The organism is Tritonibacter multivorans, from assembly GCF_001458415.1.
Taxonomy (GTDB): Bacteria; Pseudomonadota; Alphaproteobacteria; order Rhodobacterales; family Rhodobacteraceae; genus Epibacterium; species Epibacterium multivorans.
This window is the reverse complement of the sequence record NZ_CYSD01000042.1, coordinates 315,152-339,943: the sequence shown is the minus strand read 5'-3', so window position 1 is coordinate 339,943 and position 24,792 is coordinate 315,152. Positions and strand designations below refer to the sequence as shown.

Sequence of the window (24,792 nt, the reverse complement as noted above, 5' to 3'; positions counted from 1 at the left end):
CCTATGTTTTCAACGAGGCTCTGCCTCGTGCTCCGGAGTATTTCGCGCCAAAAGAAAAGCGGGAGACCCCATGTTTCTTTTGGCCCCAAATACTCCGGGGGGTGAAGGGCTTTGAAAAAGACCGAGGGGGGCAGCGCCCCCCTCAGATGTGTTTAGTTGTTGTTACGGTCCGCTTCGATCTGGCGCCACTTGGCCACGTTGCGGTTATGCTCTGCCAGCGTTTCCGCGAACGCATGCCCGCCGGTGCCATCTGCCACGAAGAACACAAACTTGCTGTCTTCGGGGTTCACCGCAGCAATCAGACTGTCGAGGCCCGGATTGGCAATCGGGGTCGGCGGCAGCCCTTCGATCACATAGGTGTTCCAAGGGGTTGCCCGGCGCAGTTCGCTTTGCCGCAGGCCACGACCCAACACGCCTTTGCCTTCGGTCACACCGTAGATCACGGTGGGGTCCGTCTGCAGGCGCATGCCGCGGTTCAGACGGTTGGTAAAGACCGAGGCCACCAAGCCGCGTTCCTCCGCGAGGGCGGTTTCCTTCTCAATAATCGAGGCAAGGATCAGCATTTCCTCGGGGCTTTGCACGGCTGCATCCGGGCTGCGCACGTCCCACGCATCCGCGATCCGCTCTGCCTGACGGGCCTGCATGTCGGTCAGGACTGACAGGCGGGTGTCGCCGGGGCGCACCTCGTAGCTGTCCGGCGCAAGGCTGCCCTCGGCCGGGAGGTCGCCGGTGTCGCCGTCCAGCACATCCATGGATTTAAGCGCTTCGACCACTTGCCAGCTGGTCACGCCTTCGGCCACCGCAATGCGATACCGGGTGTCAGTTTCACCGCGCTTTTCGGTATAGGCGGCGGGCACCTCGCCCTCGCCGACGACGAAATTCGCAGCCTCCACAAAGGTATTAGAGGCCGGGTCCAGTTCGCGCACCTGCGCGCGGGTGCGGGTCACACCAACGCGGTAGACGATTTCCGTGCCGCAGGTCGATGCCCCACCACGGGTGATCTGATCGACAATGCCCGCCATGGAGCTGCCCGGTTCCACCAGATAGCTGCCGGCTTTCAGGTCGCCTGCTTTTTCACTGTATTTGACGCCCGCGCGGAAAATGGCGCCATTGGAGATCGCGCCTTCGGTTTCCAGATCGCGGCTGACGCGGCTCATGTTAGAGCCACGCTCGACCCGCAGGCAGATCGCCTGCGCCAGCGGCCCGTTGCCGGTGTACTGAGACTGCCCCCAAAGGAGCAGCCCCGCAAAGAGAAAGGCCCCGACCACCAGAAAGGTCAGCATGTTCGAGGCCAAAGCACGCCACATCTCAGTCGACCTTGCCGAAGATCACAGAGGCGTTGGTGCCGCCAAAGCCGAAGGAGTTCGACAGGGCGACCTCGACTTTGCGTTCGCGTTTCGCGTTCGGCGCCAGATCCACGGCGGTTTCCACAGCCGGGTTGTCGAGGTTGATGGTCGGCGGCACAACTTGGTCGCGGATCGCGAGGATCGAGAAGATCGCCTCGATCGCGCCCGCAGCGCCCAAGAGGTGGCCGGTGGCGGATTTGGTCGAGGACATGGTCACATTGCCCGCGTGGTCGCCCAGCAGGCGTTCAACCGCGCCCAGTTCAATGGTATCGGCCATGGTGGAGGTGCCATGTGCGTTGATGTAGTCAATCGCCGACGGCTCCAGACCTGCGTTTTTCAGCGCCGCTTTCATGGAGCGTTCGCCGCCTTCGCCGTCCTCGGAGGGGGCGGTGATGTGATAGGCGTCGCCCGACAGACCATAGCCCAGCACCTCGGCATAGATCTTTGCACCGCGTGCTTTTGCGTGCTCATAGTCTTCGAGCACCACAACGCCTGCGCCTTCGCCCATGACAAAGCCATCGCGGTCGGCGTCATAGGGGCGGCTGGCGGATTTCGGATCATCCGCGCGTTTGGTCGACAGCGCCTTACAGGCGTTGAAGCCCGCAATGCCAATCTCGCAGATCGCGGATTCCGCGCCGCCTGCGATCATCACATCAGCGTCGCCGGATTTGATCAGACGGGCCGCGTCGCCAATGGCGTGGGCGCCGGTGGAGCACGCAGTCACAACCGCGTGGTTCGGACCTTTGAAGCCATAGCGGATCGACACCTGACCAGAGATCAGGTTGATCAGCGCGCCGGGAATAAAGAACGGCGATACGCGACGCACGCCTTTTTCTTTGATCATCACGGCAGTGTCGGCGATGGAGCTGAGACCACCGATGCCGGAGCCGAGCATCACCCCGGTGCGTTCGCGGCCTTCGTCATCTTCGGGCATCCAGCCAGAGTCCTTGACCGCCTGGTCAGCCGCAGCAACGCCGTAGAGGATGAAATCATCGACCTTTTTCTGGTCTTTCTTGGCCATCCAGTCATCAGGGTTGAAGGTGCCATCACTGCCGTCGCCGCGTTTGACTTCGCAGGCGTAGGTCGTGGCCACGCCGCTTGCTTCGGCATCAAAGCGCGTGATCGGGCCTGCACCGGACTCACCGTCCAGAAGGCGGGACCAGCTGTCCTCGACCCCGGTGGCCAGCGGGGTCACGAGGCCCAGACCGGTAACAACTACTCGACGCATTTTTCTGCTCTCCTTAGCCTTTGGCAAATCATCTGTCCAAATAGCTTGGAAAGACCATCAGGTTCAAGTGCGGGTTAACTGGATGCGGGTTTTCCCTGCCCTTTGAAGGGGCATCTTTCGGCAAGGGCTTGCCGTTGCGTGGGGTTTGACACATGGGAATTTTCTTACCCTGTGCTGATCTGGGGGGCGCGATGGCACGCACCCGCGAAAAACTGCGATGTAAAAAAGGCAGCGTCCTGTGGGACACTGCCTGCCTTCGGCGAGGATATTTGTAAAAAGATGAAAGCCGGACGGCCCGCCCCTGGCAGCGGGAGGCGTCACGGCACGGGTCAGAGGAATTCAGCCACCGGTTCTGCTTCGGCTTTGGCCAGTTCCAGCGCGTCTTCCAAAGAGGTTGTCTTGCGGAACAGCGCCCGTCCGACCAGCGCGCCTTCGATGTTGGGGATATATTTGAGGCGCGAAATATCATCGCCCTTGCGCACCACACCCGAAGCGGTCACCGGCCAGCGGCAATCTGCGGCCAGGCCCGAAATCAGCCCCAGCTGGGCTTCGACATCGACCATATCGCTGTCAATATCGGTGACAATCACCCCCGCCAATGGGACGTCATCAAAGGCCTTGATAAAGCGGTCCGGCTCCATCGCGCCAGCTTTGCGCCAGCCTTCGGTCATCACCTGCCCCTGCCAGACGTCTACAGAGAGGACGATTTGGTCGGGATGCAGTTTGGCCAGTTCGGACACCAGTGCGGGATCATAGGCCGCGAGCGTTCCCACCACGATGCGCCCTGCCCCGAGGCCGATCCAATGTTCGATTTGTTCGCGTGACCGCATGCCGCCGCCAAGTTGGACGGGAATGCCGACCTGACGAATAATGTCTTCGACAAGGTCTGCGTTTCTGCTGTCGCCCTGCACCGCGTTGAAATCGGTGAGGTGCATCCATTCTGCGCCTGCTTCGGCCCAGGACCGGGCGGTCTCGATCGGGTCTACATGCCAGATCTGCGGCGCATCAAGGTTGCCCTTGTCGAGCGTCACGCAGTTTCCATCCAGGAGTTCCATTGTCGGATAGATCATCATCGGGCGTTCCTCCTTCTGGTTGTAGAAGCAGGCTAGCACGGCGAGACAATGCGGGGTCAAGGAAAGCCGGAGGGTTTTGACGACTATTCTGCGTCATCAAACAAAAAGCGGCGCTTTCCGGATGGAAAGCGCCGCTTCGAGCGGATCACCGCCGAAAGCTTAGGAGGCTTCGGTGATGAATTTCACTGCGTCGCCGAAGGTCTGGATGGTTTCGGCTGCGTCGTCCGGGATCTCGATGCCGAACTCTTCTTCGAAAGCCATGACCAGCTCGACGGTGTCGAGGCTGTCTGCGCCCAGATCGTCGATGAAGGACGCGCTCTCGGTCACTTTCTCTTCTTCAACACCCAGGTGCTCAACAACGATCTTCTTCACGCGCTCTGCGACGTCGCTCATATCTCTTCCTCGTTTTTCAGGGCCACTGCCCGTTTCTGCCCTTGCCCGCGCGGGGTAGGATGGTTTTGCCACCACAGTATGTAGCAGCGGTTGGTCCCCGCGCGATACGGGGTAAATGTGTGCGCAAACGAATTTCCGTTCGCACAACAGCAAAGATGGGGGGCCTATAGCACAGTCGCAAGCTTACGCAAATGTTTTCCATTCGGTTAAAGCAGAAGCCCGATGCGTCGCATTTGAACGATTTCTATCCGTCCTGATGCAAAGCCCAGGCAAACACCAAGGTCCCCGTCTTGGCGCGGCTTAAACTGCCCTAAGGTCAATAGTTCAAGCGAAAAAAGAAAAAAGCCGCGCTTTATGCGCGGCTTTCTGCGGTTTTTGAAAGGGCTGCCCCACTTGGCAGAGCCCTATCAGATCATAGCCATGCCGCCGTTGACATGCAGGGTTGTGCCGGTGACATAAGCCGCCTCATCGGACGCCAGATAGAGCACCGCAGCGGCGATTTCTTTCGAATCCCCCATGCGACCTGCGGGGATCTGGGTCAGGATGCCCTCTTTCTGTTTGTCGTTCAGTTTTTCAGTCATGGCGGTGGCAATAAAGCCCGGCGCCACGGCGTTGACGGTGATGCCACGGTTTGCGACCTCATAGGCCAGCGATTTGGACATGCCGATCATGCCTGCCTTGGAGGCGGCATAGTTGCCCTGACCGGGGTTGCCGGTGGTGCCCACAACAGAAGAGATGTTCACAATGCGGCCCCAGCGGGCTTTCATCATGCCGCGCAGCACGCCGCGGCACAGGCGCATGGTGGAGGTCAGGTTGACGTCCAGAACGCTCTGCCATTCCTCGTCTTTCATGCGCATGAACAGGTTGTCTTTGGTGATGCCCGCATTGTTGATGAGAATATCAACAGAGCCCATGACCTCGGCCGCCTGTTTCGGCAGGGCCTCGACCGCTTCGGCGTCAGAGAGGTTGCACGTCACAACATGCGCCCGTTCGCCAAGCTCTGCCGCGAGGGCGTGCAGCGGGTCAGGCCGGGTGCCGGAAAGCGCAACAGTCGCGCCCGCTGCGTGGAGCGCGCGCGCAATGTCGCCACCGATGCCACCGGATGCGCCAGTGATCAGCGCGTTCTTACCTGTCAGATCAAACATGATGAGGGTCCTATTGTTTATGCGTCAAGCGCGGCTTTGACGTCCGCGTCGGTGCCCACCTGGCGCGAGGCCAGCGAGCGGTCAATTTTGCGGATCATGCCGGAAAGTGCTTTGCCCGCGCCGATTTCCCAGAACTCGGTCACGCCTTTGGCGGCCATGGCTGCGACGCTTTCGCGCCAGCGCACGGAGCCGGTGACTTGTTCGACCAGCAGCTCGCGGATCAGCGCCGGGTCGGTCACGGCGTCGGCGCGCACATTGGCGATCAGCGGAACGGCGGGCGCTTTGATTTCGACCGCCGCGAGGGCTTCGGCCATCACATCGGCGGCGGGCTGCATCAGGGCGCAGTGGAAGGGCGCGGACACCGGCAGCATCACCGCGCGCTTGGCGCCTTTGGCTTTGGCGATCTCAGCGGCGCGTTCCACGGCCGCCTTGTGGCCAGAGACCACCACTTGCGTCGGGTCATTGTCATTTGCGGCCTGAACCACCTCGCCGTCCGCAGCAGCCTCAGCCGCGACCTCTTTGACGGTGGCAAAATCCAGCCCCAGCAGCGCCGCCATTGCGCCAACGCCGACCGGCACAGCGGATTGCATGGCTTCGCCGCGGGTGCGCAGCAGGCGCGCGGTGTCGCCAATCGTCAGCGCGCCGGATGCGGCCAGTGCGGAATATTCACCAAGGCTGTGACCGGCCACAAACGCCGCTTTGTCGACGGTGATGCCCTCGGCCGCCAAGGCCGCCATCGCCGCCATCGACGTCGCCATCAACGCAGGCTGGGCGTTCTGGGTCAGGGTCAGGGTTTCAATATCGCCTTCCCAGATCAGGTCCGACAGTTTTTCCCCCAGCGCCGCATCTACCTCGTCAAAGACAGCTTTGGCCGCCGGGTAACTGTCTGCAAGGGCCTTGCCCATTCCAATGGTCTGGGCGCCCTGGCCCGGAAACACAAATGCGATCGACATGGATGTCCTCGTCTTTTCAAGTCGTTTGGACGTACTTACCCAATTTAGGGGGCTGTTTACCAGCCTTATGGCGCAAGGCCTATGGTCTGTACGGTTTGCGGCGTCTTTAGACGGGGTGGCCCGCGCGTTCAAGCACTTGGATGACGTTGCGTCCGCCCGGCCCTTCAAAGTGCAGAAACGCACAATGAATGTGAACGTCGATTTATGTGAATTAGATTGCGTATTCGGGTGTTAAGACAAGATAGCAAAGAGAAAAGCCACTTCACCCAAGGACATGACACCATGCCCCTCCAGAACACACAGACGACTTACGGATCGATCACCAAGAGCTTTCACTGGCTCACCGCGTTGTTGATCCTGACGGCCTTCCCGGTTGGATATTTTGCCCAAGAGACAGCGCAGTACATTCAAAGCGCCGCGTTTGACGGATCGCAGGCGGTGCTGGACCGCGCGGTTTTGCTGTTCTCGCTGCATAAAACCATTGGCGTCGCCGCCTTCTTTACCGCGCTTCTGCGCATCCTGTGGGCGCTGCGCCAGGACAAGCCGGGGCTGCTGCACCCGGACCGCAAGCTCGAAACCTGGGCGGCAGAGACCGCGCATTGGGTGCTGTATGGCGCGATGCTGATTGTGCCGCTGTCGGGCTGGATCCACCACGCGGCCTCCGAAGGTTTTGCGCCGATCTGGTGGCCTTTTGGTCAAAACCTGCCGCTGGTGCCGAAATCAGAATACCTCTCGCATCTGTTCAGCTATGTGCATTTCTACGCGATGATCCTGTTGGGCCTGACCATTCTGGCCCATGTGGGCGGCGCGGTGAAGCACCATGTGATTGACCATGACAGCACGCTGGTGCGGATGTTGCCGGGCAGCCGCAATCTGCCGCAACCGCCCGCACAGCGCCATTCGGCCATCCCCTTTGTCACCGCCTTTGCGGTCTGGGTGATGACCCTGATCGGGGCGAGCGCGCTTTATGTTGTGGATCATGGACCACATTCCCAAGCCCCTGTGGCCCAAACGGCAGAAGGGTCTGGCTGGGCGGTTGAAACCGGCACGCTAGGCATCACCGTGGTGCAGATGGGCGCGGATGTGAGCGGGCAATTTACCGACTGGTCTGCCGCCATCAATTTTGAGGAACCCGCCGCCCCCGGCCCTGCGGGAAATGTAGAAGTGACCATCTCGATCCCCTCGCTCGAGCTGGGTTCGGTCACGGATCAGGCCATGGGAGCCGATTACTTTGACGCGGAAACCTGGCCCACGGCGCTGTTCAAAGCCGAGATCTTCAAGTTGGACGACGGCTACGAGGCGCGCGGCACGCTGACCATTCGCGACCAGACCCTGCCGCTGACCCTGCCGTTCACGCTGGAGCAGGAAGGGGATCTGGCGCGCATGTCTGGCGCGGCGGAGGTCAACCGAATGGAATATCACGTGGGCCTTGGCACAAAGGACGAAAGCTCGCTGGCCTATGCGGTGGCCATTCAGGTGCAGCTTGAGGCGCGCAAGGCCGAGTAGAGACCCGTCGGTCGGGATCAGTGGATCCCGACCGTCAATCCGCGCAGCATCCAGCGCTGCGCACAGATCAGCACCAGAACCGGCGGCAGCATGGCCAAGAGCGCCAGCGCCAGCCCCGCCCGGCTGCCCGCCCCAGCATAAGAGATCCCGCGCACCAGCGTGTCATGTTCCACACTGGTGGTCGCCACCATCAGGGGCCACAGATACTGGTTCCAGCCAAGCACAAACAGCACGGTGAACAGCGAGGCCGCCATTGGCGCGCTCATCGGGATGACAATGTCCCACAAGATACGCAACGGCCCTGCCCCGTCCAGACGCGCGGCTTCGATCAGCGCGGGCGGCAGCTGTTTCATAAACTGGGTAAAGACCAGCACGCCGAGACCGCTGGCGGCAACCGGCAGGATCATGCCCGTGTAGCTGTTCAAAAGCCCGAGTTTCGCGGTGACCAGAAAGGTCGGCAGCACGCGGGTTTCCACCGGGAAAAACATGGCAATCAGGATCGCCCCATAGATCAGCCCCGGCGCTGGCAGGCGAAACCAGACCAGCGCATAGGCGGCAGGCAGCGCGTGGCACAGCTTGACCACCGCCACCCCAAAGGCCAGCACCAGCGAATTGGCCATCATGGCCGCACCGCTGATCCCAACGCTGCCCAGCCCGTCGCGCCACAGATCCAAAAAGGTCTGCCCGATCTGCGCTATCGACAGCCCTGCCACCAACTGCCACAGCAGATACGCCACAGGGCCGCACATAAAGGCGACGCCGCAACACAGGATCAGGTGGTCGGCCATCAGACGAAGACGTGGAAGATAGGGCAAGGCATTGATCCGAAATAACTCTCCCTGCACCTCGCGCCGGAGCGGCAGGTCTGTCAAGGAAAACCCAAAGCCGCAAACGCAAAACCGCCACTGGCGGACCAGTGGCGGCTTGCAACGTCAGTGCAGCGCAGGCTGCGTAGCAGATTGCCTGCTTATTCGGCTTTCATCGCCTCGATCGAGATGTTCACTTCGACCTCATCAGAGACAAACGGCGCAAACTTGCCGAGGTTGAAGTCGCTGCGCACCACGGTGGTGGTGGCATCAAACCCGGCCCAGGGCTTTTTCGCCATCGGATGGGTGTCGACCTTGTTCAGAACCGCATCCAGAACCACGGATTTGGTCACATCGTTCAGGGTCAGATCGCCAGTGATCTTGGCGGTGTTTTCGCCGGTCACTTCGATACCGGTGGAGGTGAAGGTCACCATGTCGGCCTCAGTCGCGCCGAAGAAATCTTCGGACATGAAGTGGCCTTCGCGCTTTTCCCAGCCGGTGAACATGCTCATCACGGGCATAGAGACGGACACGGAAGACGCGGCCGGGTTTTCCTGGTCAAACATGATCTCGCCTTCAAAGCCCGAGAACATGCCGTAGGTGGTGGAGAACCCAAGGTGGTTGTAGCTGAAGATCACCTGCGAGTGGCTGGCATCCAGCACATATTTCTCGGCGGCGGCGGATGCGGTGGTCGCGGTGGCGCCGATCAGGGCGGCAGCAAGAAGGAGATTTTTCATGGAACTCTGCTCCGTTAGACGTTTGGATGACCAGAATGTGGGCGAACGGGGGGCGCAAAGCCATTCCGCATTTGCCAACAGGGTCTGTGAATATACAAACACTGCAACGTGCAAATTTATTCGTACAAAAACACGCCCGTCTCGCGGGAATGTGAAGGCCGCACAGCCCCAAAGGGGCGAACCGCATCTTTAAGGCGTTGTTTCAGAGACTTCTTTTGAGGCTTCGTTTGATTTTCAGCGGCCCGCGGGGGGGCGCAGCCCTTAGGCCAAATGCGCCAGGTGACCTGCGATCTGGGTCTGGATCAGACGGCGGCTTTTGGCATCGACCAACGGCACAGCAACAACCACATGGCCCTGCAGATCATAGACCATCAGCGCACCATTGGTGAACTGCACGCCAGCAAGGCTTGCAAAGGAATGGCGCGAGACCAGCTTTGTGGACCGGCGCGCGCTTTCAAGAATGCGCAGCTCCCCCGCTGCGGTGTCAAATTCCACCTCGGGCTGGGCGGCGGGATCATTCAGCAGCATCAGCACCAGACCAAAGAACAGCAGCATCACAGACGCGCCAATGCGGATCAGGGCAAGTTCCGGGTCATCCCCTGCCCCGTCCACCAGCCACAGCCCCGTAGAGGCCAGCACCATACAGCCCCCCAGCAGACGCAGGATCAGCGCGCGCGGGGACCAATAGGACGGAAGACACATGGGATCAGCGGCGGGCGCCACGCCGGACGCGACGGTCTGCATGCCCTGCAAAGGACCCTCCATTGGGGCAACGCGGATGTAGTTTGCTGTATTGTGATCAATCGCAGTCATGACATTCTGCCCTCGCCTCAAAGGTCCGTTTCTACCGGAGGTGGTTTTCTGTATATCGCAAACACCTTAACGTTTCTCAAAGTGCTGCGGACCAACAGTCGTTAACCATCCGTTAAGAAAGTGATCGCCTTCATTTGAGGCGCGAATGTGGCAGGAAGGCGGAAAGACCCGGACAAAAATTCAAATCCGGCGATGCCAACAGGTTCGCAATCCAGCGCCGCCCCTGCAGACCATGAAAACCACCGTGACACCGCAGTCAGCATGCAAAAACCCATTGACCCTGACATTAGCGTCAAGGCTGTAAGCCTGTGACCTATCACCACCAAAGATAGGATATGACAGAATGACAGCATCAGACGTTTGGCAGAACAAAGTCGCGATTGTCACGGGCGGCAGCTCAGGCATTGGGCAGGCCACCGCGCTGGACCTTGTCGCGCGGGGCGCAAAGGTTCTCATCACCGGGCGTAGGCCGGACCGCTTGGCCTCTGTGGCGGCACAGAACGATCAGATCGACTCGCTGCAGGCTGACAGCGCTGATCCGGACAGCGGCACGCAGATCGTACAGAAGGCGCTGGCCCAATGGGGGCGCGTGGATCTGATTGTCAACAATTCAGGCGCAGGTCAGCCAATGCCGCTCGAGGGCTATGACCCGGAGGTGATGGCTGCCATGACTGCGGTCAACATCATCGCGCCCTCGCAGCTGGTTAGAGCCGCACATGTTGCGCTCCGGGACAGCAAGGGCGCGATTGTGAACATCGGAACCGCCGTGTCCCGCAACCCGGCGCCCATGCTGGCCCATTACGGGGCGACCAAAGCCGCGCTGGAACATCTCACCCAAGCCTGGGCTGGAGAACTTGCCAAGGACGGCATTCGTGTCAATGCCATTGCTCCGGGGCCGGTGAAAAGCGGCGCGCTGACCGGGATGATGGGCCTGCCACCCGAGGTGGCAGCCCAGGTCGAAGCTCAGGAAGCCGCAGAAATCCCTCTTGGGCGGCGCGGAGTGACGTCCGACATTGTGCCGTGGATCCTGCGCCTTGGCAGCCCAGAGAACGCATGGCTGACCGGTCAGGTGCTGACCATCGACGGCGGCTGGTCGCTGCGCGGATAGCGCCACGCGCGCCGGCGGCCTGCTGCCGGCGCGCCTTGATCCGCACAAGCCGCCACCACATCTTTATGCGATCTCGCAAAGGAGACCCGTCATGCAATCAAAAGACGCCGCGGCCCGACTTGGCATCACCCAAAGGATGCTGCGCCATTATGAAGCCGAAGGTCTGATGCAGGTTGCCCGCGGCACCAATGGCTATCGCAGCTACAGCCCCTCTGACCTGCGCCGCGCCGCCCGTATCCGCGATTTTATTGCCACCGGATTTTCCACCCGCGAAATCCATGCCATGCGCGCCTGCCTGTCTGATGACGGCAGCGGCCCCTGTAGTGGCGGCATTGAAAAACTAACCGAGAAACTGGCGCATATTGACCGCCTGCAAGCCGAGCTCGACGCCAAACGCACCGCCGTGTTACAGCGCCTCTATACCCTCCGACAGGGGCTTGATGCGACCGCCGCAGAGTGACCGCCTGCCGTGTTGTCCGCGGGGCAGCCGCCAACCCGGCACTCCATACCGCAAGCCACCCCGCACGCCACGCCGCACGCCACGCCGCACGCCACGCCGCAAGCCACGCCGCAAACCTTGCGCCCGTAACATGCGCGCCATGCGTCAAGGTGCTTGCCAGATCTGGGTATTTCGCTTAAAGGGAAGCCTCCTTCCGCAAACGATTTGATCCGCGCAGACTCTCGTGGCAGGGCCGTGGAAGGATTATTGGTCCCGCCTATGAAATGCGCCTAGACACAAAGTGGAGTTCACATGCCCCTTTATGAGCATGTAATGATTGCGCGTCAGGACCTGTCCAACTCGCAAGCTGAAGGCCTCATTGAACACTTCGGTGCTGTTCTGTCCGACAACGGCGGTAAGCTGGTTGAGCAGGAGTACTGGGGCGTTAAGACCATGGCCTACAAGATCAACAAAAACCGCAAGGGCCACTACGCCTTCCTGAAAACCGACGCGCCTTCTGCTGCGGTTCAGGAAATGGAACGCCTGATGCGCCTGCACGACGACGTAATGCGCGTTCTGACCATCAAGGTCGAAGAGCACGTCGAGGGCCCCTCGGTCCAGATGCAGAAACGTGACGAACGCGACAACCGTCGCGAGCGCCGCTGATCGAAGCTTGAGAAAAGGACGCTAAATCATGGCAGCCAAACCGTTTTTCCGCCGCCGCAAAGTATGCCCGTTCTCGGGCGACAATGCGCCGAAAATCGACTACAAAGACACCAAACTCCTGCAGCGCTACATCTCTGAGCGTGGCAAGATCGTGCCTTCCCGTATCACCGCAGTTTCCGCGAAGAAACAGCGCGAGTTGTCCCGTGCGATCAAACGCGCACGCTTCCTCGCTCTGCTTCCCTACGCTGTGAAGTAAGGAGACCTGACAGATGCAAGTTATCCTTCTTGAGCGCGTGGCCAAACTGGGCCAAATGGGCGACGTAGTTGACGTAAAAGCTGGCTACGCCCGCAACTTCCTGCTGCCGCAGGGCAAAGCAAAAACCGCTTCTGACGCGAACATCGCCTCTTTCGAAGCCCAGAAAGCGCAGCTTGAAGCACGCAACCTGGAGACCAAGAAAGAAGCGGAAGCTCTGGCTGAAAAGCTGGACGGTCAGCAGTTCATCGTGATTCGCTCCGCTTCCGACGCTGGCGCGCTTTATGGCTCTGTCACCCCGCGTGACGCAGCTGAAGCGGCGACTGAGGCTGGCTTCACCGTCGACAAAAAACAGGTTGCTCTGATCGCTCCGATCAAAGAGCTGGGCCTGCATGCTGTTGCTGTGAACCTGCACCCGGAAGTTCAGGCGCAGATCCAGATGAACGTTGCACGTTCCACCGAAGAAGCTGAACTGCAAGCCTCTGGCAAATCGATCCAAGAGCTGGCTGCTGAAGAAGAAGCCGCTGCTGAGTTCGAAATCCAGGAGCTGTTCGACGATATCGGTGGCGCAGCCTCCGACGAAGACGACGCTCCGGCAGCTGACGCTGGCGAAGAAGAAGCGCAATCTTAATCCATGGCCTGATCGTTTGATCACGTCTGAGATTTCAAGAAAGGGCCGCCTGTCTGGGCGGCCCTTTTTCTGTGCGGCCATCCCGTCCAGTTTTCATAGCTTTGGCCTGCCCCTGTCCAAATTCTGCCCGCTTCCTGCGGCACAGAAGAAGCTTACAGAACACTGGAGTCCCTCATGCGTTTGTTGCTACCCGCCTTTGCCTTCGCCCTTCCGCTTGCTGTGCTTGCGGGATGTGACAGCCATGTGCAAAAGGCCCGTACGGCCTCTGCCTGTTATCCGCTGGCCTGTGACAGCGGGCAGAGCGCCCCGTCTGCGGACAACCGCCAGAAGGCACTGTCGCGTCAGGCGCTTGGCATGGCGCGCAACCTTGGTGGCACCGCGGTTTCGGTTGCAGGCCGGCAGATGCGCATGGCGCAGGTGACGCTGGAGGGGCACAGTTTTCTGGTGTTTCAGGACGGGCTGTCCACAGCGGGCTATGGCGCTGAACCGGACCGCACCGCCGCCGTGCTGAGCGCTGCAACACAGCTGTCCCCCTGCGGGCGTGCCGATCGCGTCTGGCGCAGCCGGGGTCAGAATGGCACCGGGTCCGATTACATTGTCGCACTGGACTGCTAAGCCTTCGCCCCCCCCAGGCGGGGCGACGCATCCTGTCACACCAAACAAACAGGCCGGACGCATCTGCATCCGGCCTGTTTGTTTTCAGCGGCTTAAACGGCCCTGCTAGCGGAACAGCTGCATCAGCGACGACGGCGCATCATTGGCGATCCCCAGGGATTGCACCGCCAGTTCCTGCTGGGTCTCCAGCGCATTTAGGCGGGCCGAGGCCTCTTCCATATTGGTGTCCACCATGGCCGAAATACCCTGCGTCATCGCATCCACCAGCGTGCCGACAAAATCCGACTGGTCCTCAAGGCGCGCAGCGGTGGCGCCAAGAGCGGTTGTTGCATCAATCATGGTGGTCATAGTGGCCTCAAAATTGTTGAGGCTGGTGCGCGCGGTGTCCGCATCCGTCACCAGATTGGCGAAAGAGGTCTCATACCCGCTTGCGTCTTCAATGCCTGCGCTGTTCACCGTCAGGGTGGTCGCCGTCGGCGTGCCACCCGGCCCGCTGCGATCCATAGAAATCAGAACATCAATGCTGCTGTCGCCCGCGCCATTCACATCATCCTGCAACAGGTTCACCCCATTGAAGGACGCGGTATTGATGATCTCATCAATCTGCGCAGCCTTATTGGTGATCTGATCCTGAATTTTGCCGTGATCAACGTTTTCGGCCGAGGCGGAAATCAGCAGCTCTTTGATTTCAACCATCTTATCGACGATCATTTCAGCACCGGCAGAGGCCACAGATACCGTGGCTTCGGCCATGGCAATGTTTTCCTCAACACCTTCAAACCCGACAATATCGGATTCCATCGCCTTGGAGATCGACCATTTGGCCGCGTCATCCTTGGCGGTCGCGACTTCTTTACCGGTCGAGATAGAGGTCTGGGTGTCCAACATGTCGTCGTTCACCGAATTTAGCGTCTGCAGCGCGACCATGGCGCCGTAGTTTGTAAGTATGCTTGACATGGTACGTCCCCCAAAAGGAGCATCCCCGGCCTCGCACAGCCTGTCGTGGCGCGCTCTGGACCGAATTCTCCTGCGAATTCTCATTTACTCTGAGACGTACTGCCCCGCTGTCCCTGTTTCAGCGGCATCACATTCTGAATGCCCGCTCACTATGGCCCCTCCAATTTAATGACAGGTTAACAAGAACATAGATGACTAAAATTGCCTCTTCTTTCCCACAGCACCCTGTCGATTTTACGCTCGGCATACCGTTCCACCTTGACCCAGATCATGGGCAAAGCTTTGCCACCCTGACTTGCGCTGCACCCGCAGCACGATAGGATCGATTTGACTGTTTATGGACACCGGAGCCCCAATGCACCGCCGCCACTTTACCGCGCTGACCGCCGCTTTTGCGGTCCTTGGCCTGTCTGCCTGCGCTGACAGCCCCGCCACCGCCGACGCCCCTGCCCCCTTTGATCCCCCCCTCTATCCCAACGAGACACCCGAGCTGCGCCGCCAGATCAATTACTGGGCCGATCACTACGAGATCCCCCGCAGTCTGGTGCACCGTCTGGCCATTCGGGAAAGCACCCATCGTCCCTGGGCGGTGAACCGGCCCTATTATGGGCTGTTGCAGATCCTGCCCGCCACCGCCCGGTCGATGGGATTTGACGGCAAACCCGAGGATCTTTTGGACGCCGGCACCAATCTGGAATTTGCCGGGAAATACCTGCGCGGGGCCTGGCTGATTTCGGACGGGTCGCAGGATCAGGCGGTCAAACATTACTCGCGCGGGTACTGGCACGAAGCCAAGCGACGCGGGATGCTGAAAGAAACCGGGCTGGTGCCCTAAACGCTCTGCGCCCCAAAGCCCCTGGGCGCCCGAAATCCTGGGCGCCTTAATCAAGTGCGGGGCCTCACCGGCCCCGCTATTGTCTTTATGCGTCTTTGGGGTCGATCAGCTTCCAGATCACCGCCCCAAGCGCGCCGCCGATCAGCGGCGCCACCCAGAACAGCCACAGCTGCGCCAGCGCCGGGCCATCGGCAAACAGCGCCACACCTGTCGACCGCGCCGGGTTCACCGAGGTATTGGTCACGGGGATCGAAATCAGATGGATCAGCGTCAGCCCCAGACCAATCGCAATCGGGGCAAAGCCCGCAGGCACCCGGTTTGAAGTCGCCCCCAAGATAATCACCAGAAAGGCGGCGGTCATGACGATTTCCGTCACCAGCCCGGCCAGCAGACCATAGCCCTGCGGCGAGGCCGCGCCATAACCATTGGAGGCAAAGCCGCCTGCGCCCACAAAGTTCGGAGTGTCGGACACAATGAGATAGAGCACCAGCCCCGCAAGGATCGCGCCCACCACCTGCGCCAGCCAGTACGGCAGCAGATCCTTGGCCTCGAACCGCCCGGCCACCACCAGCCAAAAGGTGCCAAACCCCTCTGCCATAAGTCTTTTCATCATTTGAACATTCCCTCCATGACGAACGAACCAATGCGCTGTGCAAGGACACAGACGGCCATTCCAAAAGAACTGGCCTTGGGCGCATCGGCCCTCTATGGTCAAGAGTGCAGGCCCTTGGGCCTTGCAGTAAGGGGAATATCGAGGGGCTTCCCCCCGTAGGATCAGCACCGTTTCAAGACGCAAGGACGCGCAGAATGCTGATTTTATGACATGAACCCGGATTTTCTCATGCAATTTCACGCCAAATTTGACCGGCTGATAAATTTCGCTTGGCAAAACCCCGAACTGTCATCAGCTTGTTTCGAATAAGCGTGTATTCGCATGAAAAAACAAACGACAGGAGACCTCCCATGTCTTTCAAACTGGATCGCCGCTCTTTTCTGGCGAGCACCGCAGGCTTTATCGCACTGCACCCATTTTCCGTTCAGGCGGCCACCAATCAGGTGCACCTGCGCCTGATGGAGACCACGGACCTGCACGTCCATGTCTTCCCTTATGATTATTACGCCGACAAAGAGCGCGACACCGTGGGTCTGGCCCGCACCGCATCCATCGTCCGCGACATCCGTGCCGAAGCCACGAACTCCATCCTGTTGGACAATGGCGACTTCCTGCAGGGCAACCCGATGGGCGATTACATCGCTTATGAGCGCGGCATGAAGGAAGGCGACGAGCACCCGGTGATCACCGCGATGAATGCGGTGGGTTTTGATGCCTCGACCCTGGGCAATCACGAATTCAACTATGGCCTCGACTTTCTGATGAAGTCGCTGGCGGGTGCGAATTTCCCCGTGGTCTGCGCCAACGTTTCTAAAGAAATGGGCGCCACCCCGCGCGACGACAAAACCCTGCTGCCGCCTTACGTGATCATGGACCGCACCGTGACCGATGGCGCAGGCAACAGCCACCAGATCAAGATCGGCCTCATCGGCTTTGTGCCGCCGCAGGTGATGAACTGGGACCGCCGCCATCTGGAAGGCAATGTGCAGGCGCGTGACATCGTTGACACCGCGCGTGCCTATGTGCCCGAGATGAAAGAAAAAGGCGCAGACATCATTATCGCCCTGTCGCATTCGGGCATTGGCGCCGCGAATGAGGTCGAAGGCATGGAAAACGCCTCTGTGCCGCTGGCAGCGGTTGAAGGCATTGACGCCATCATGACCGGCCACAACCACCTTGTGTTTCCGTCCTCGGCATTCGCGGATTTCGCTGGTGTGGACGCGGACAAAGGCACCATCCACGGCAAGCCTGCCACCATGGGCGGCTACTGGGGCTCTCACATGGGTCTGATTGACCTGATGCTGGAACGTGACGGCTCTGGCTGGCGCGTTGTGGGGCATGCGTCCGAGGCGCGCCCGATCTCCAAACGCAACGAGGACCGGTCGATCACCGCGCTGGTGGAAAGCGATCAGGCGGTTCTGGACAGCGTTCAGGCCGACCACGATGCAACACTGGCCTATGTGCGCCGCGCCGTTGGCAAAACCGATGCGCCGCTGCACAGCTATTTCGCGCTGGTGGCGGATGACCCGTCGGTGCAGATCGTGTCGATCGCGCAGCTTTGGTACGTCGAGCAGATGCTGAAAGGCACCGAGCACGAAGGTCTGCCGATCCTGTCTGCCGCCGCCCCCTTCAAGGCCGGTGGCCGTGGTGGTCCTGAGTACTACACCGATGTGCCGGTGGGCGATGTCGCGATCAAGAACGTTGCGGACCTGTATCTCTACCCGAACACCGTGCGCGCCGTGCGTGTGACCGGTCAGCAGGTCAAAGACTGGCTGGAGCGCTCGGCCGGCATGTTCAATCAGGTTGAAGCCGGAAAGGCAGATCAGGTTCTGCTGAACCCGTCCTTCCCGTCCTACAACTTTGATGTGATCGACGGTGTGACCTATGAGATCGACCTCAGCGAGCCGTCGATGTTCGGCCCGAAGGGCGAGCTGGAGAACGCAGGCGCTAACCGCATCAAGAACCTGATGTTCAACGGTGCGCCGCTGGATCTGGCGCAGGAGTTCGTGATTGCCACCAACAACTACCGCGCAAGCGGCGGCGGCAAGTTCCCGGGCGCTCTGGGCGACACCATTATCCTTGAGGCGCCGGATACAAACCGCGACGTGATCGTGCGTTATATCGTCGAGCAAGGCACCATCAGCCCGAAGGCGGACGCGAACTGGAAGTTCACATCGCTGCCGGGCACTTCGGTGCTGTTCGACACCGGCCCCAAGGCGGCGGATTACGCAGCCGAAGTGCCGGGCGTGAAGATCGAAGCGGCAGGCGATGGCCCCGACGGCTTTGCCCGCTTCAAGATCGATCTCTAAGTCCGCTTGAATGAAACAAAAGAGAGGCCGCCCCTTTTCGGGCGGCCTTTGGTTTTGAAAGCAGATGTTTTGCGAGGCTCTGCCTCGCGCTCCGGAGTATTTTGAGCCAAAAGAAGATCCTGCCTGCGCCCCATTCCCTCGGGACGGGGCTGCGGAGGCCGGTCAAACGACGCGGCGCTGGCTGTGGTGTTTGGCGGTGAGGATCCGGTCGCGGGCACGGGACACGGCGTCCCAGAAGGCTTCTCCTTCGCGCAGGGAGGCGCAGCCAAAGCGGGCGCGGCCTTCCACTGACAGGGCGCTGGCTTCGGTGATATCCTGAAACGCCTGCGCGCGTTCAAACATCACATGGGCTGCTTCCTCTGGCAGCAGCACCAGAAGCGAACGATCGTCGACGCGAAACAGCAGGTCCCGCCCGCCGAGCTCTGCCCCCAGAAGGCCTGCAAGGGTTTCCATCTGCAGATCGGTCGGCGTGACGCCCTGTTTGGGCTGCCAGTCCACCAGAACCAGATTGGTCTGCGCCCAGTCGTTGGATTTGGACAGAAAGTCGAGATAGCCGCGGCTGTATGCGCCGCTTTGCGCGTCCAGCGCCTTGATATTGCGGGCCTGCTTTTGCAGGTCGCCGATGCGCCGGGCCATGAACCAGGAAAAGGCCGTAACCAACCCCAAAGACAGGGTCAGCGGCGCGAGAAACCGAATGTCCTGCCCCATCCCCGCCAGCACAACAGGCAATAAGACACAAAGGGCAACGCTGAGCCCGAGGCCGACACGCCCTTCGCTGATCGCAATGAAGCCCACGATGGTGGGAAAGGCCCAATAGACCTCCTGCACCCCAAGGCCCTGAATTGCAAAAGGCAGGTCGACCGCAAGGAGCGTCAGGACAACAGCAATCGGGATCGGAAACCGATGGCCGCGATAGGACGCTTCGAGGTTGATCAGCACGAGTGTACAAATCAGCGCCTCGAGCCCGGCGAGCCCCCAGAGCCCGTTGAACAGCTTGTCCCCAATCAACAGCATATGGACCACGATGCACAGCACACCCAGCACGCGGTAGAGCTGTTCTGGGCTTTTCAGGCCGCTGAACCGACGCACCGGTTCCGCTTCTGCGGGTGCCGCTTGAAGAGAGGAAGATCTGTCTTGCACGTGTGGCCCAATTCAATTGGCGTTCAATGTCGCAACCCTGCCAATCGCGTGGTCAGAAACAAGGGGCATATTGTGCCACCTTCGGTTTCCAAGATCTTTAAGGTCACCTTTAAACGTGAAAATACAACTGGTTTCGCGCGCAGGATACACGCCATGGCCCGGTGCGCAAAAGACATTCGAGCAAAGCCCCTCAGCGCCCTGCCCCAACGTCAACTGTGCAAACGAAAAAGACCGCCCCAAGGGGCGGCCTTTCTGAAATGCTTTGGCGCGGAGACTTATTCGTCTTCCAGAGCCTCAACTGCTTTTTGCAGATCGTCTTTGGAGACTTCTTTCTCGGAGACGTTTGCTTTTTCAAAGACCAGGTCGATGACTTTGTCTTCAAAAATCGGCGCGCGCAGCTGCTGCTGCATCTGAGCGTTCTGCTGGATGAACTCGAAGAACTGACGTTCCTGACCCGGGTACTGGCGGGCTTGCTGCATGATCGCCTGAGTCATTTCCGCGTCGGTCACTTCGACTTCGGCTTTCTGACCCATGTCGGCGAGCAGCAGGCCGAGGCGCACGCGGCGCTCTGCCAGAGAGGTGTGCTCTTCGGTGGCTTCGATTTCCGGGTGATCGTGGCCGGTCACTTCGGGGTTTTCTTCGTGCCACAGCTGGTGCGCGATTTGCTTGGCTTCGGCTTCCACCAGGGACGGCGGCAGATCGAAGGACACCAGGTCCGCCAGCGCGTCCAGCGCGGCACGCTTCATCACCTGACGCGCGGCGCCAGTGTATTCAGCTTCCAGACGCTCGGAGATCTGACCTTTGAGGGCTTCCAGATCTTCTGCGCCGAATTTCTTTGCCAGCTCGTCGTCGATCTCGGCTGCTTTGGGCGCCTTGACTTCTTTGACGGTGCATTTGAACAGCGCTTCTTTGCCCGCGAGGTGCTCTGCACCGTATTCCGCCGGGAACGTCACGTTGACGTCTTTTTCTTCACCGGCTTTGGTGCCGACCAGCTGCTCTTCGAAGCCGGGGATGAAGGAGTTGGAGCCCAGAACCAGCGGATACGCTTCGCCTGCGCCGCCTTCGAACTCTTCGCCGTCCACGGAACCCACGAAGTCGATGACAACCTGGTCGCCGTCTTCGGCTGCGGCTGCTTCGTCGCGTGCTTCGAAGTCTTGAGCGGTGCTTGCCAGATTGGTCAGCGCCTCGGTCACGGCTTCGTCTTCGGCTTTGACGATCAGTTTTTCCAGCGCAACACCGGACACGTCAACTTCCGGGATTTCCGGCAGTGCTTCATAGGACATTTCGACGTTGACGTCGTCGCCCTCTTTCCAGTCTTCGTTGGTCATTTTGACGTCGGGCTGCAGCGCCGGGCGGTCGCCGGATTTTTCGAAGTGCTCGTTCATGGCACCATCGACGGCTTCCTGCATGGCTTCGCCCATAACGCGGGGGCCAAATTGTTTTTTCAGCATCGCCATGGGCACTTTGCCCTTGCGGAAGCCTTTCAGTTCCACCTCGGGCTGTGCCTCGAGCAGCTTGGCGTCGACTTTTTCGGACAGCTCGGCTGCGGTGATGGTGATCGCGTAGGCGCGTTTCAGACCTTCGTTCAGCGTCTCAGTAACCTGCATCATATTCCCCATAGAGATTCGGGGCGGCGCGCAGGCTCCGCCCCCGGTCAATTTGAGGCCTTCTATTGCCCTGCGCCGCGCGGTGCAAGAGGCATAAGCCGCATTCCGTGCCGGAACCGGGAAACAGGGGCAATTTTCCGCGTTTTACGAGGTCAGCACGGGTCACAAATGCAAAACGCCCCCCGAAATCGGGAGGCGTTCCTGTGGGTATAGGCGGTGCGATCAGAACTTCCAGCGCGCGCCCAGAAGTACAGCGTCACCGTCCTGGAAGCTGGTCGCGGAGGTGTCGTCATAGGAGTACTGACGGTAGGCGACGTAGGCTTCGAGGTTCAGATCGTCGAACTTCTGCACCGCTGCAACGCCAATGGATTCCGCGCTGTCACCGGCGGTGATCATGTCAGACCCATCATAGTAATCCAGCGACACAGAGGTGGAGCCAGCTGCGATCAGATTGGTGGTGTAGCCCAGTTTGATATAGCCATAAGAGCCATCAACATTGGTGCCGTCGGTGTCGCGGGACCCGGTTGCCAGCGCCACGGACAGGCCGGTGGGTTTGTGCAGGGCCCCAACCGACGCGATAATGTCCTGACGATCCGCAGAGCCGCCGCGTTCGGTCCAGTTCACGGCCAACCCACCTTCGACTTTGAAGTCACCCACGCTGTCATTGGCATAGTTCAGCGCCAGATCGTACTGGGTGGTGTCCGCATCTTCGGTCAAGATATCTTCACCGTAAGAGGTGGCAACAGAGAACCCGTTAAAGCTGGGGCTGTCATAGCGGATGCGCCCCCGGCGGGAGCCGTCAAAGGTTGCAAAGGCGTCTGCAACTTCAATGCCGGTCAGCGCACCGGTGCTGTCGCGGAAGAAGTATCCGCCTGCGCTGTCTGCAACCGCAACGCTTGCGCCAAGGCCGGTGCCGGAGAGGTCAATGCCAGTGACGCCATCTGCCGCCATGGAGCCCTGACCGATCGAGAAGGTGCCGTAGCGCGCAGTTTCGTAGGACAGGTCGACCTTGCGGATGTCGGTGCGCTGCCAGTCGGTGATATCGCCTTGGTCGTTCTGGTTCACACCGTCAGAGGCCCGCAGCGACAGGGCGGTTTCAAAGTTGAACTTCAGCGTGTTTTCACCAAACGGCTGCGTGATGGTGAAACCCAGACGCGAGTTGCTGGCCGAGTTGTCCAGCAGGCGGGTGAAATCTTCGGCGCCGTCATCATAGTACTGAAGCGTCGGGTTCAGCTGGCCGTACCAGGTCACCGAACCACCGTTGTCATTGGTGTAGGTCGGGCCCGCAAAGGCCGGAGCCGCCAGAGCAACGGTCATAGCTGCAGCGCTGACGCCCAGGGTCAGCTTGGGGGAGAATGTGGTTTTCATCTGTCTCATGCTCCAAATGGTCATGCATGGTCGCGGCCGGTATCCCGCCATCCCTCGGCTCCGGTCCGTATCTCGGAGATAGCGTCAAAATTCCCGGACGAAAGGTCTTGAAATCCATTTTGGACCGACATGTTGGAAAGAAAAAAAGATTGGCACAATTTGCATCAAAAGCGCCGGTCTATTCCGGGTTTTCGCATCTAGGCCTGCGAGGGAAATCGCAATTTCAACCCCTCAAGTCGCCCAAAATGCGCATGTCCGCCATGCAGGACTCAAATTGCGACAGCTCCCGACAGGTTGAACAAAATGTGATCGAAACCTGCGGGTTGAGTCGCTTGGTCGCGTTCAGACTTTTCTAAGAACTTGCGCCGAAACATGGCCGCAAGGGACCTGATCCCAACCCGGTGCAGAACATGCAGCACCCTCCTCCAGACAATAGGATCAAGACGTGAAAACTGTCACCAGCCGCCTCGCCGCCACCTTTACCTCTGTTGCCCTTCTGCTGGGCACCGCAGCCCACGCCGACCCGCTGGTCATTGCCACCGGTGAATACGCCCCGATGACAGGCGCCGACCTGCCCAATCAGGGTGTTGTGAACGGTCTGGTCTCCCGCATTGCCGAAGAAGCCGGCGTCGAGATCGAATTTGAATATATGGCCTGGAAACGCGGCCTGACCCTGACCCGTCAGGGCCAGAAAGGCGCGGCCAGCTATTGGAACACACTGGCCGATCAGACCGGCCTGATCGCCGTGGGCCCGGTGTCCTCTGGTCGGATCGTGTTCTTCTATCGCAAGGACAAGCCGCTGCCGGAATGGACCGAACTGTCTGATCTGAGCGGCCGCACTTTTGGCGCGACCCTTGGCTATCCCTATAGCGAAGCGTTCTGGGCCGCGGGCGAAGAAGGAACATTCAAAATCCAGACCGCCCAAAGCGACCTTGCCAACTTCAAAAAGCTGCTGGCCGGCCGCATTGATGGCTTTGTGATCAACGAACTGGTTGGCTGGGACATGCTGAAGAACGAGTTCACCGCCGAAGAGATCGCCTCCCTGACTGTCACCGAAACCGCGGTGACAGAGGCCGATGGCTTCCTGCAGGTGTCCACCGAAATGGAAGGCGGTGCAGAGATCGCGGCGAAGCTGCAAGCCGCCTATGACGCGCTGAAGGCCTCTGGCGAATTGGATCGCGTCGACGGCGCGCTGCGCGCAACCGCAGGCATTCCGGCCTCTTGATCCGCCCCCTCTGATCCCGACGAAACAGGATCCGCGCAGGATTGGCCCCGTGCTGCGGGGCCATCCGCACCGGCCCATCCGCACCGGCCCATCCGATCCGGCCCGTCGCAGGGGGACGATGCCGTGACGTTCTCGGTTCAGGTCGCAAAACGCGCCACCTGTTCCCTCGCTGATACCCCCCAAGACCAAGCGTCTTGGCGAACCAACACAGACTTTACCAACCCAAAGGAAGCCAACGTGAAAACACTCACCAGCCGTCTTGCCGCCACCCTGACCTCTGCCGCCCTGTTCATTGGCGCAGCCGCACAGGCAGAGCCGCTTGTCGTCACCACCGGCGAATACGCGCCCTTCACCGGCGCCGCCCTGCCCGAAGGTGGCCTGGTCAATGGCCTGGTTTCCCGAATTGCCCAAGAAGCAGGGGTTGAGATCACTTTTGAATATCTGCCGTGGAAACGCGGGCTGGAGCTGACCCGTCAGGGTAAAAAAGCGGCGTCCAGCTATTGGTCCATGCTGGAAGACCAAAACGACCTGGTGCCAGTTGGCCCGGTCTCCAAGGATCAGGTCGTGCTGTTCTATCGCAAGGACAAACCAATCCCGAATTTTGCCTCGCATGCTGAGGTTGCAGACATCACCATCGGCGCGACGCTGGGCTATTCCTATTTCCCGGCGTTCTGGGACGCTGCGGAAGCAGGCACCTACAAAGTTCAGACCACCAAAGATGACATTGCCAATTTCCGCAAGCTGGTCGCCGGCCGCATCGATGCCTTTATCATCAATGAAAGCGTCGGCTGGAACATGCTGAACACGCAGTTCACCCCCGAAGAGCGCGCCTCTCTGACCACGTTGGAAGCGCCTCTGGCCACAACCGAGGGCTTCCTGCAGGTTTCGACCAAGGCCGAAGGCGGCGCAGAGCTGGCCCAACAGCTGCAGGCAGCCTTTGATGCAATGGCCGCATCCGGCGCATTGGACAGCGCCAGAACAGAGCTGAACACCCTTTTGGGCATTGGCGGCAGCTAAGGCTGCGCC

The 24,792-nt window shown here is 60.1% G+C and carries 24 protein-coding genes and 1 pseudogene; 11 read left to right on the top strand and 14 right to left on the bottom strand.

Annotated features, from left to right (window positions below; translation table 11 throughout):
* Nucleotides 1-152: 152 nt before the first annotated feature.
* The 6 genes from mltG to fabD form a co-directional block, all read right to left on the bottom strand.
* The gene (gene mltG, locus TRM7557_RS17390; RefSeq protein ID WP_058291474.1) at nt 153-1,307 is read right to left on the bottom strand and encodes an endolytic transglycosylase MltG; all 1,155 of its coding nucleotides are present in this window, start codon (nt 1,305-1,307) and stop codon (nt 153-155) included.
* 1 nt (nt 1,308) lies between these two features.
* Nucleotides 1,309-2,574, bottom strand: a complete 1,266-nt coding sequence (fabF, locus tag TRM7557_RS17385; protein WP_058291473.1) for a beta-ketoacyl-ACP synthase II — start codon at nt 2,572-2,574, stop codon at nt 1,309-1,311.
* A 329-nt stretch (nt 2,575-2,903) separates the two neighbouring features.
* The gene (locus TRM7557_RS17380) at nt 2,904-3,647 is read right to left on the bottom strand and encodes a 1-(5-phosphoribosyl)-5-[(5-phosphoribosylamino)methylideneamino]imidazole-4-carboxamide isomerase (RefSeq protein WP_058291472.1); all 744 of its coding nucleotides are present in this window, start codon (nt 3,645-3,647) and stop codon (nt 2,904-2,906) included.
* 159 nt (nt 3,648-3,806) lie between these two features.
* Entirely contained in the window at nt 3,807-4,040 is a 234-nt protein-coding gene (locus TRM7557_RS17375) for an acyl carrier protein (RefSeq protein WP_058291471.1), read from the bottom strand.
* A 407-nt stretch (nt 4,041-4,447) separates the two neighbouring features.
* Nucleotides 4,448-5,185, bottom strand: a complete 738-nt coding sequence (gene fabG, locus TRM7557_RS17370; RefSeq protein ID WP_058291470.1) for a 3-oxoacyl-[acyl-carrier-protein] reductase — start codon at nt 5,183-5,185, stop codon at nt 4,448-4,450.
* A 17-nt stretch (nt 5,186-5,202) separates the two neighbouring features.
* Nucleotides 5,203-6,138: an ACP S-malonyltransferase gene (gene fabD / locus TRM7557_RS17365; protein ID WP_058291469.1), complete on the bottom strand. Its 936-nt coding sequence runs from the start codon at nt 6,136-6,138 to the stop codon at nt 5,203-5,205.
* A gap of 282 nt (nt 6,139-6,420) precedes the next feature.
* Here fabD and TRM7557_RS17355 point away from each other — a divergent pair, with 282 nt between their 5' ends.
* On the top strand, nt 6,421-7,644 hold the full coding sequence (locus TRM7557_RS17355; protein ID WP_058291467.1) for a cytochrome b/b6 domain-containing protein: 1,224 nt from the start codon (nt 6,421-6,423) through the stop codon (nt 7,642-7,644).
* A 17-nt stretch (nt 7,645-7,661) separates the two neighbouring features.
* Here TRM7557_RS17355 and TRM7557_RS17350 read toward each other — a convergent pair whose 3' ends face one another.
* The 3 genes from TRM7557_RS17350 to TRM7557_RS17340 all read right to left on the bottom strand — a co-directional run bounded on the left by TRM7557_RS17350 (nt 7,662) and on the right by TRM7557_RS17340 (nt 10,000).
* The gene (locus tag TRM7557_RS17350) at nt 7,662-8,516 is read right to left on the bottom strand and encodes an ABC transporter permease subunit (protein WP_235811505.1); all 855 of its coding nucleotides are present in this window, start codon (nt 8,514-8,516) and stop codon (nt 7,662-7,664) included.
* A 95-nt stretch (nt 8,517-8,611) separates the two neighbouring features.
* A complete protein-coding gene (locus TRM7557_RS17345) occupies nt 8,612-9,187 on the bottom strand; it encodes a YceI family protein (protein WP_058291466.1) in 576 nt (191 codons plus the stop codon).
* 261 nt (nt 9,188-9,448) lie between these two features.
* The gene (locus TRM7557_RS17340; RefSeq protein ID WP_058291465.1) at nt 9,449-10,000 is read right to left on the bottom strand and encodes a hypothetical protein; all 552 of its coding nucleotides are present in this window, start codon (nt 9,998-10,000) and stop codon (nt 9,449-9,451) included.
* 343 nt (nt 10,001-10,343) lie between these two features.
* Between TRM7557_RS17340 and TRM7557_RS17335 the strand changes: the two genes are divergently transcribed.
* From TRM7557_RS17335 to TRM7557_RS17310, 6 genes are all read left to right on the top strand, one after another.
* Complete coding sequence (locus TRM7557_RS17335) at nt 10,344-11,108, top strand: SDR family NAD(P)-dependent oxidoreductase (protein ID WP_058291464.1); 765 nt, start codon at nt 10,344-10,346, stop codon at nt 11,106-11,108.
* A gap of 91 nt (nt 11,109-11,199) precedes the next feature.
* Nucleotides 11,200-11,568 (top strand): MerR family transcriptional regulator, encoded by a 369-nt coding sequence (locus TRM7557_RS17330; protein ID WP_082626645.1) that lies wholly within the window; start codon nt 11,200-11,202, stop codon nt 11,566-11,568.
* Nucleotides 11,569-11,859: 291 nt separating this feature from the next.
* Complete coding sequence (gene rpsF, locus TRM7557_RS17325) at nt 11,860-12,213, top strand: 30S ribosomal protein S6 (RefSeq protein WP_058291463.1); 354 nt, start codon at nt 11,860-11,862, stop codon at nt 12,211-12,213.
* A gap of 28 nt (nt 12,214-12,241) precedes the next feature.
* Nucleotides 12,242-12,469: a 30S ribosomal protein S18 gene (gene rpsR / locus TRM7557_RS17320; RefSeq protein WP_058291462.1), complete on the top strand. Its 228-nt coding sequence runs from the start codon at nt 12,242-12,244 to the stop codon at nt 12,467-12,469.
* 13 nt (nt 12,470-12,482) lie between these two features.
* Entirely contained in the window at nt 12,483-13,097 is a 615-nt protein-coding gene (gene rplI, locus TRM7557_RS17315; protein WP_058291461.1) for a 50S ribosomal protein L9, read from the top strand.
* A 174-nt stretch (nt 13,098-13,271) separates the two neighbouring features.
* Nucleotides 13,272-13,712 (top strand): hypothetical protein, encoded by a 441-nt coding sequence (locus tag TRM7557_RS17310; protein WP_058291460.1) that lies wholly within the window; start codon nt 13,272-13,274, stop codon nt 13,710-13,712.
* 105 nt (nt 13,713-13,817) lie between these two features.
* Here TRM7557_RS17310 and TRM7557_RS17305 read toward each other — a convergent pair whose 3' ends face one another.
* The gene (locus TRM7557_RS17305; protein WP_058291459.1) at nt 13,818-14,669 is read right to left on the bottom strand and encodes a flagellin N-terminal helical domain-containing protein; all 852 of its coding nucleotides are present in this window, start codon (nt 14,667-14,669) and stop codon (nt 13,818-13,820) included.
* Between the two features lie 355 nt (nt 14,670-15,024).
* Between TRM7557_RS17305 and TRM7557_RS17300 the strand changes: the two genes are divergently transcribed.
* Entirely contained in the window at nt 15,025-15,504 is a 480-nt protein-coding gene (locus tag TRM7557_RS17300) for a lytic transglycosylase domain-containing protein (RefSeq protein ID WP_058291458.1), read from the top strand.
* Between the two features lie 85 nt (nt 15,505-15,589).
* Here the strand turns inward: TRM7557_RS17300 and TRM7557_RS17295 are convergent.
* Nucleotides 15,590-16,075: pseudogene (locus TRM7557_RS17295) on the bottom strand (aquaporin); the annotation flags it as partial.
* Nucleotides 16,076-16,467: 392 nt separating this feature from the next.
* Here TRM7557_RS17295 and TRM7557_RS17290 point away from each other — a divergent pair.
* Nucleotides 16,468-18,426 carry a bifunctional 2',3'-cyclic-nucleotide 2'-phosphodiesterase/3'-nucleotidase gene (locus tag TRM7557_RS17290; RefSeq protein WP_058291457.1) on the top strand — a complete coding sequence of 653 codons (1,959 nt, stop codon included), beginning with the start codon at nt 16,468-16,470 and terminating at the stop codon, nt 18,424-18,426.
* Between the two features lie 162 nt (nt 18,427-18,588).
* On the opposite strand, the gene TRM7557_RS17285 is transcribed toward TRM7557_RS17290, so the two are convergent.
* The 3 genes from TRM7557_RS17285 to TRM7557_RS17275 form a co-directional block, all read right to left on the bottom strand.
* The gene (locus TRM7557_RS17285; RefSeq protein ID WP_074941825.1) at nt 18,589-19,566 is read right to left on the bottom strand and encodes a hypothetical protein; all 978 of its coding nucleotides are present in this window, start codon (nt 19,564-19,566) and stop codon (nt 18,589-18,591) included.
* 275 nt (nt 19,567-19,841) lie between these two features.
* Nucleotides 19,842-21,173 (bottom strand): trigger factor, encoded by a 1,332-nt coding sequence (gene tig, locus TRM7557_RS17280; protein WP_058291637.1) that lies wholly within the window; start codon nt 21,171-21,173, stop codon nt 19,842-19,844.
* Nucleotides 21,174-21,395: 222 nt separating this feature from the next.
* Nucleotides 21,396-22,541, bottom strand: a complete 1,146-nt coding sequence (locus tag TRM7557_RS17275; RefSeq protein ID WP_058291455.1) for a porin — start codon at nt 22,539-22,541, stop codon at nt 21,396-21,398.
* Nucleotides 22,542-22,986: 445 nt separating this feature from the next.
* Between TRM7557_RS17275 and TRM7557_RS17270 the strand changes: the two genes are divergently transcribed.
* A complete protein-coding gene (locus TRM7557_RS17270) occupies nt 22,987-23,766 on the top strand; it encodes a substrate-binding periplasmic protein (protein ID WP_058291454.1) in 780 nt (259 codons plus the stop codon).
* Between the two features lie 237 nt (nt 23,767-24,003).
* Nucleotides 24,004-24,783, top strand: coding sequence for a substrate-binding periplasmic protein (locus tag TRM7557_RS17265; RefSeq protein WP_058291453.1), 780 nt, complete (start codon nt 24,004-24,006; stop codon nt 24,781-24,783).
* Nucleotides 24,784-24,792 lie beyond the last annotated feature (9 nt).

What these genes read in the sequence shown, in the direction of transcription:
- tig (WP_058291637.1), bottom strand. Translation starts at nt 21,173, where the DNA reads ATGCAGGTTACTGAGACGCTGAACGAAGGTCTGAAACGCGCCTACGCG.
- rpsF (WP_058291463.1), top strand. Translation starts at nt 11,860, where the DNA reads ATGCCCCTTTATGAGCATGTAATGATTGCGCGTCAGGACCTGTCCAAC.
- TRM7557_RS17380 (WP_058291472.1), bottom strand. Translation starts at nt 3,647, where the DNA reads ATGATGATCTATCCGACAATGGAACTCCTGGATGGAAACTGCGTGACG.
- TRM7557_RS17340 (WP_058291465.1), bottom strand. Translation starts at nt 10,000, where the DNA reads ATGACTGCGATTGATCACAATACAGCAAACTACATCCGCGTTGCCCCA.
- TRM7557_RS17375 (WP_058291471.1), bottom strand. Translation starts at nt 4,040, where the DNA reads ATGAGCGACGTCGCAGAGCGCGTGAAGAAGATCGTTGTTGAGCACCTG.
- rpsR (WP_058291462.1), top strand. Translation starts at nt 12,242, where the DNA reads ATGGCAGCCAAACCGTTTTTCCGCCGCCGCAAAGTATGCCCGTTCTCG.
- fabF (WP_058291473.1), bottom strand. Translation starts at nt 2,574, where the DNA reads ATGCGTCGAGTAGTTGTTACCGGTCTGGGCCTCGTGACCCCGCTGGCC.
- rplI (WP_058291461.1), top strand. Translation starts at nt 12,483, where the DNA reads ATGCAAGTTATCCTTCTTGAGCGCGTGGCCAAACTGGGCCAAATGGGC.
- TRM7557_RS17345 (WP_058291466.1), bottom strand. Translation starts at nt 9,187, where the DNA reads ATGAAAAATCTCCTTCTTGCTGCCGCCCTGATCGGCGCCACCGCGACC.
- TRM7557_RS17355 (WP_058291467.1), top strand. Translation starts at nt 6,421, where the DNA reads ATGCCCCTCCAGAACACACAGACGACTTACGGATCGATCACCAAGAGC.
- TRM7557_RS17330 (WP_082626645.1), top strand. Translation starts at nt 11,200, where the DNA reads ATGCAATCAAAAGACGCCGCGGCCCGACTTGGCATCACCCAAAGGATG.
- fabD (WP_058291469.1), bottom strand. Translation starts at nt 6,138, where the DNA reads ATGTCGATCGCATTTGTGTTTCCGGGCCAGGGCGCCCAGACCATTGGA.
- TRM7557_RS17275 (WP_058291455.1), bottom strand. Translation starts at nt 22,541, where the DNA reads ATGAAAACCACATTCTCCCCCAAGCTGACCCTGGGCGTCAGCGCTGCA.
- TRM7557_RS17290 (WP_058291457.1), top strand. Translation starts at nt 16,468, where the DNA reads ATGTCTTTCAAACTGGATCGCCGCTCTTTTCTGGCGAGCACCGCAGGC.
- TRM7557_RS17335 (WP_058291464.1), top strand. Translation starts at nt 10,344, where the DNA reads ATGACAGCATCAGACGTTTGGCAGAACAAAGTCGCGATTGTCACGGGC.
- TRM7557_RS17300 (WP_058291458.1), top strand. Translation starts at nt 15,025, where the DNA reads ATGCACCGCCGCCACTTTACCGCGCTGACCGCCGCTTTTGCGGTCCTT.
- TRM7557_RS17305 (WP_058291459.1), bottom strand. Translation starts at nt 14,669, where the DNA reads ATGTCAAGCATACTTACAAACTACGGCGCCATGGTCGCGCTGCAGACG.
- TRM7557_RS17310 (WP_058291460.1), top strand. Translation starts at nt 13,272, where the DNA reads ATGCGTTTGTTGCTACCCGCCTTTGCCTTCGCCCTTCCGCTTGCTGTG.
- mltG (WP_058291474.1), bottom strand. Translation starts at nt 1,307, where the DNA reads ATGTGGCGTGCTTTGGCCTCGAACATGCTGACCTTTCTGGTGGTCGGG.
- fabG (WP_058291470.1), bottom strand. Translation starts at nt 5,185, where the DNA reads ATGTTTGATCTGACAGGTAAGAACGCGCTGATCACTGGCGCATCCGGT.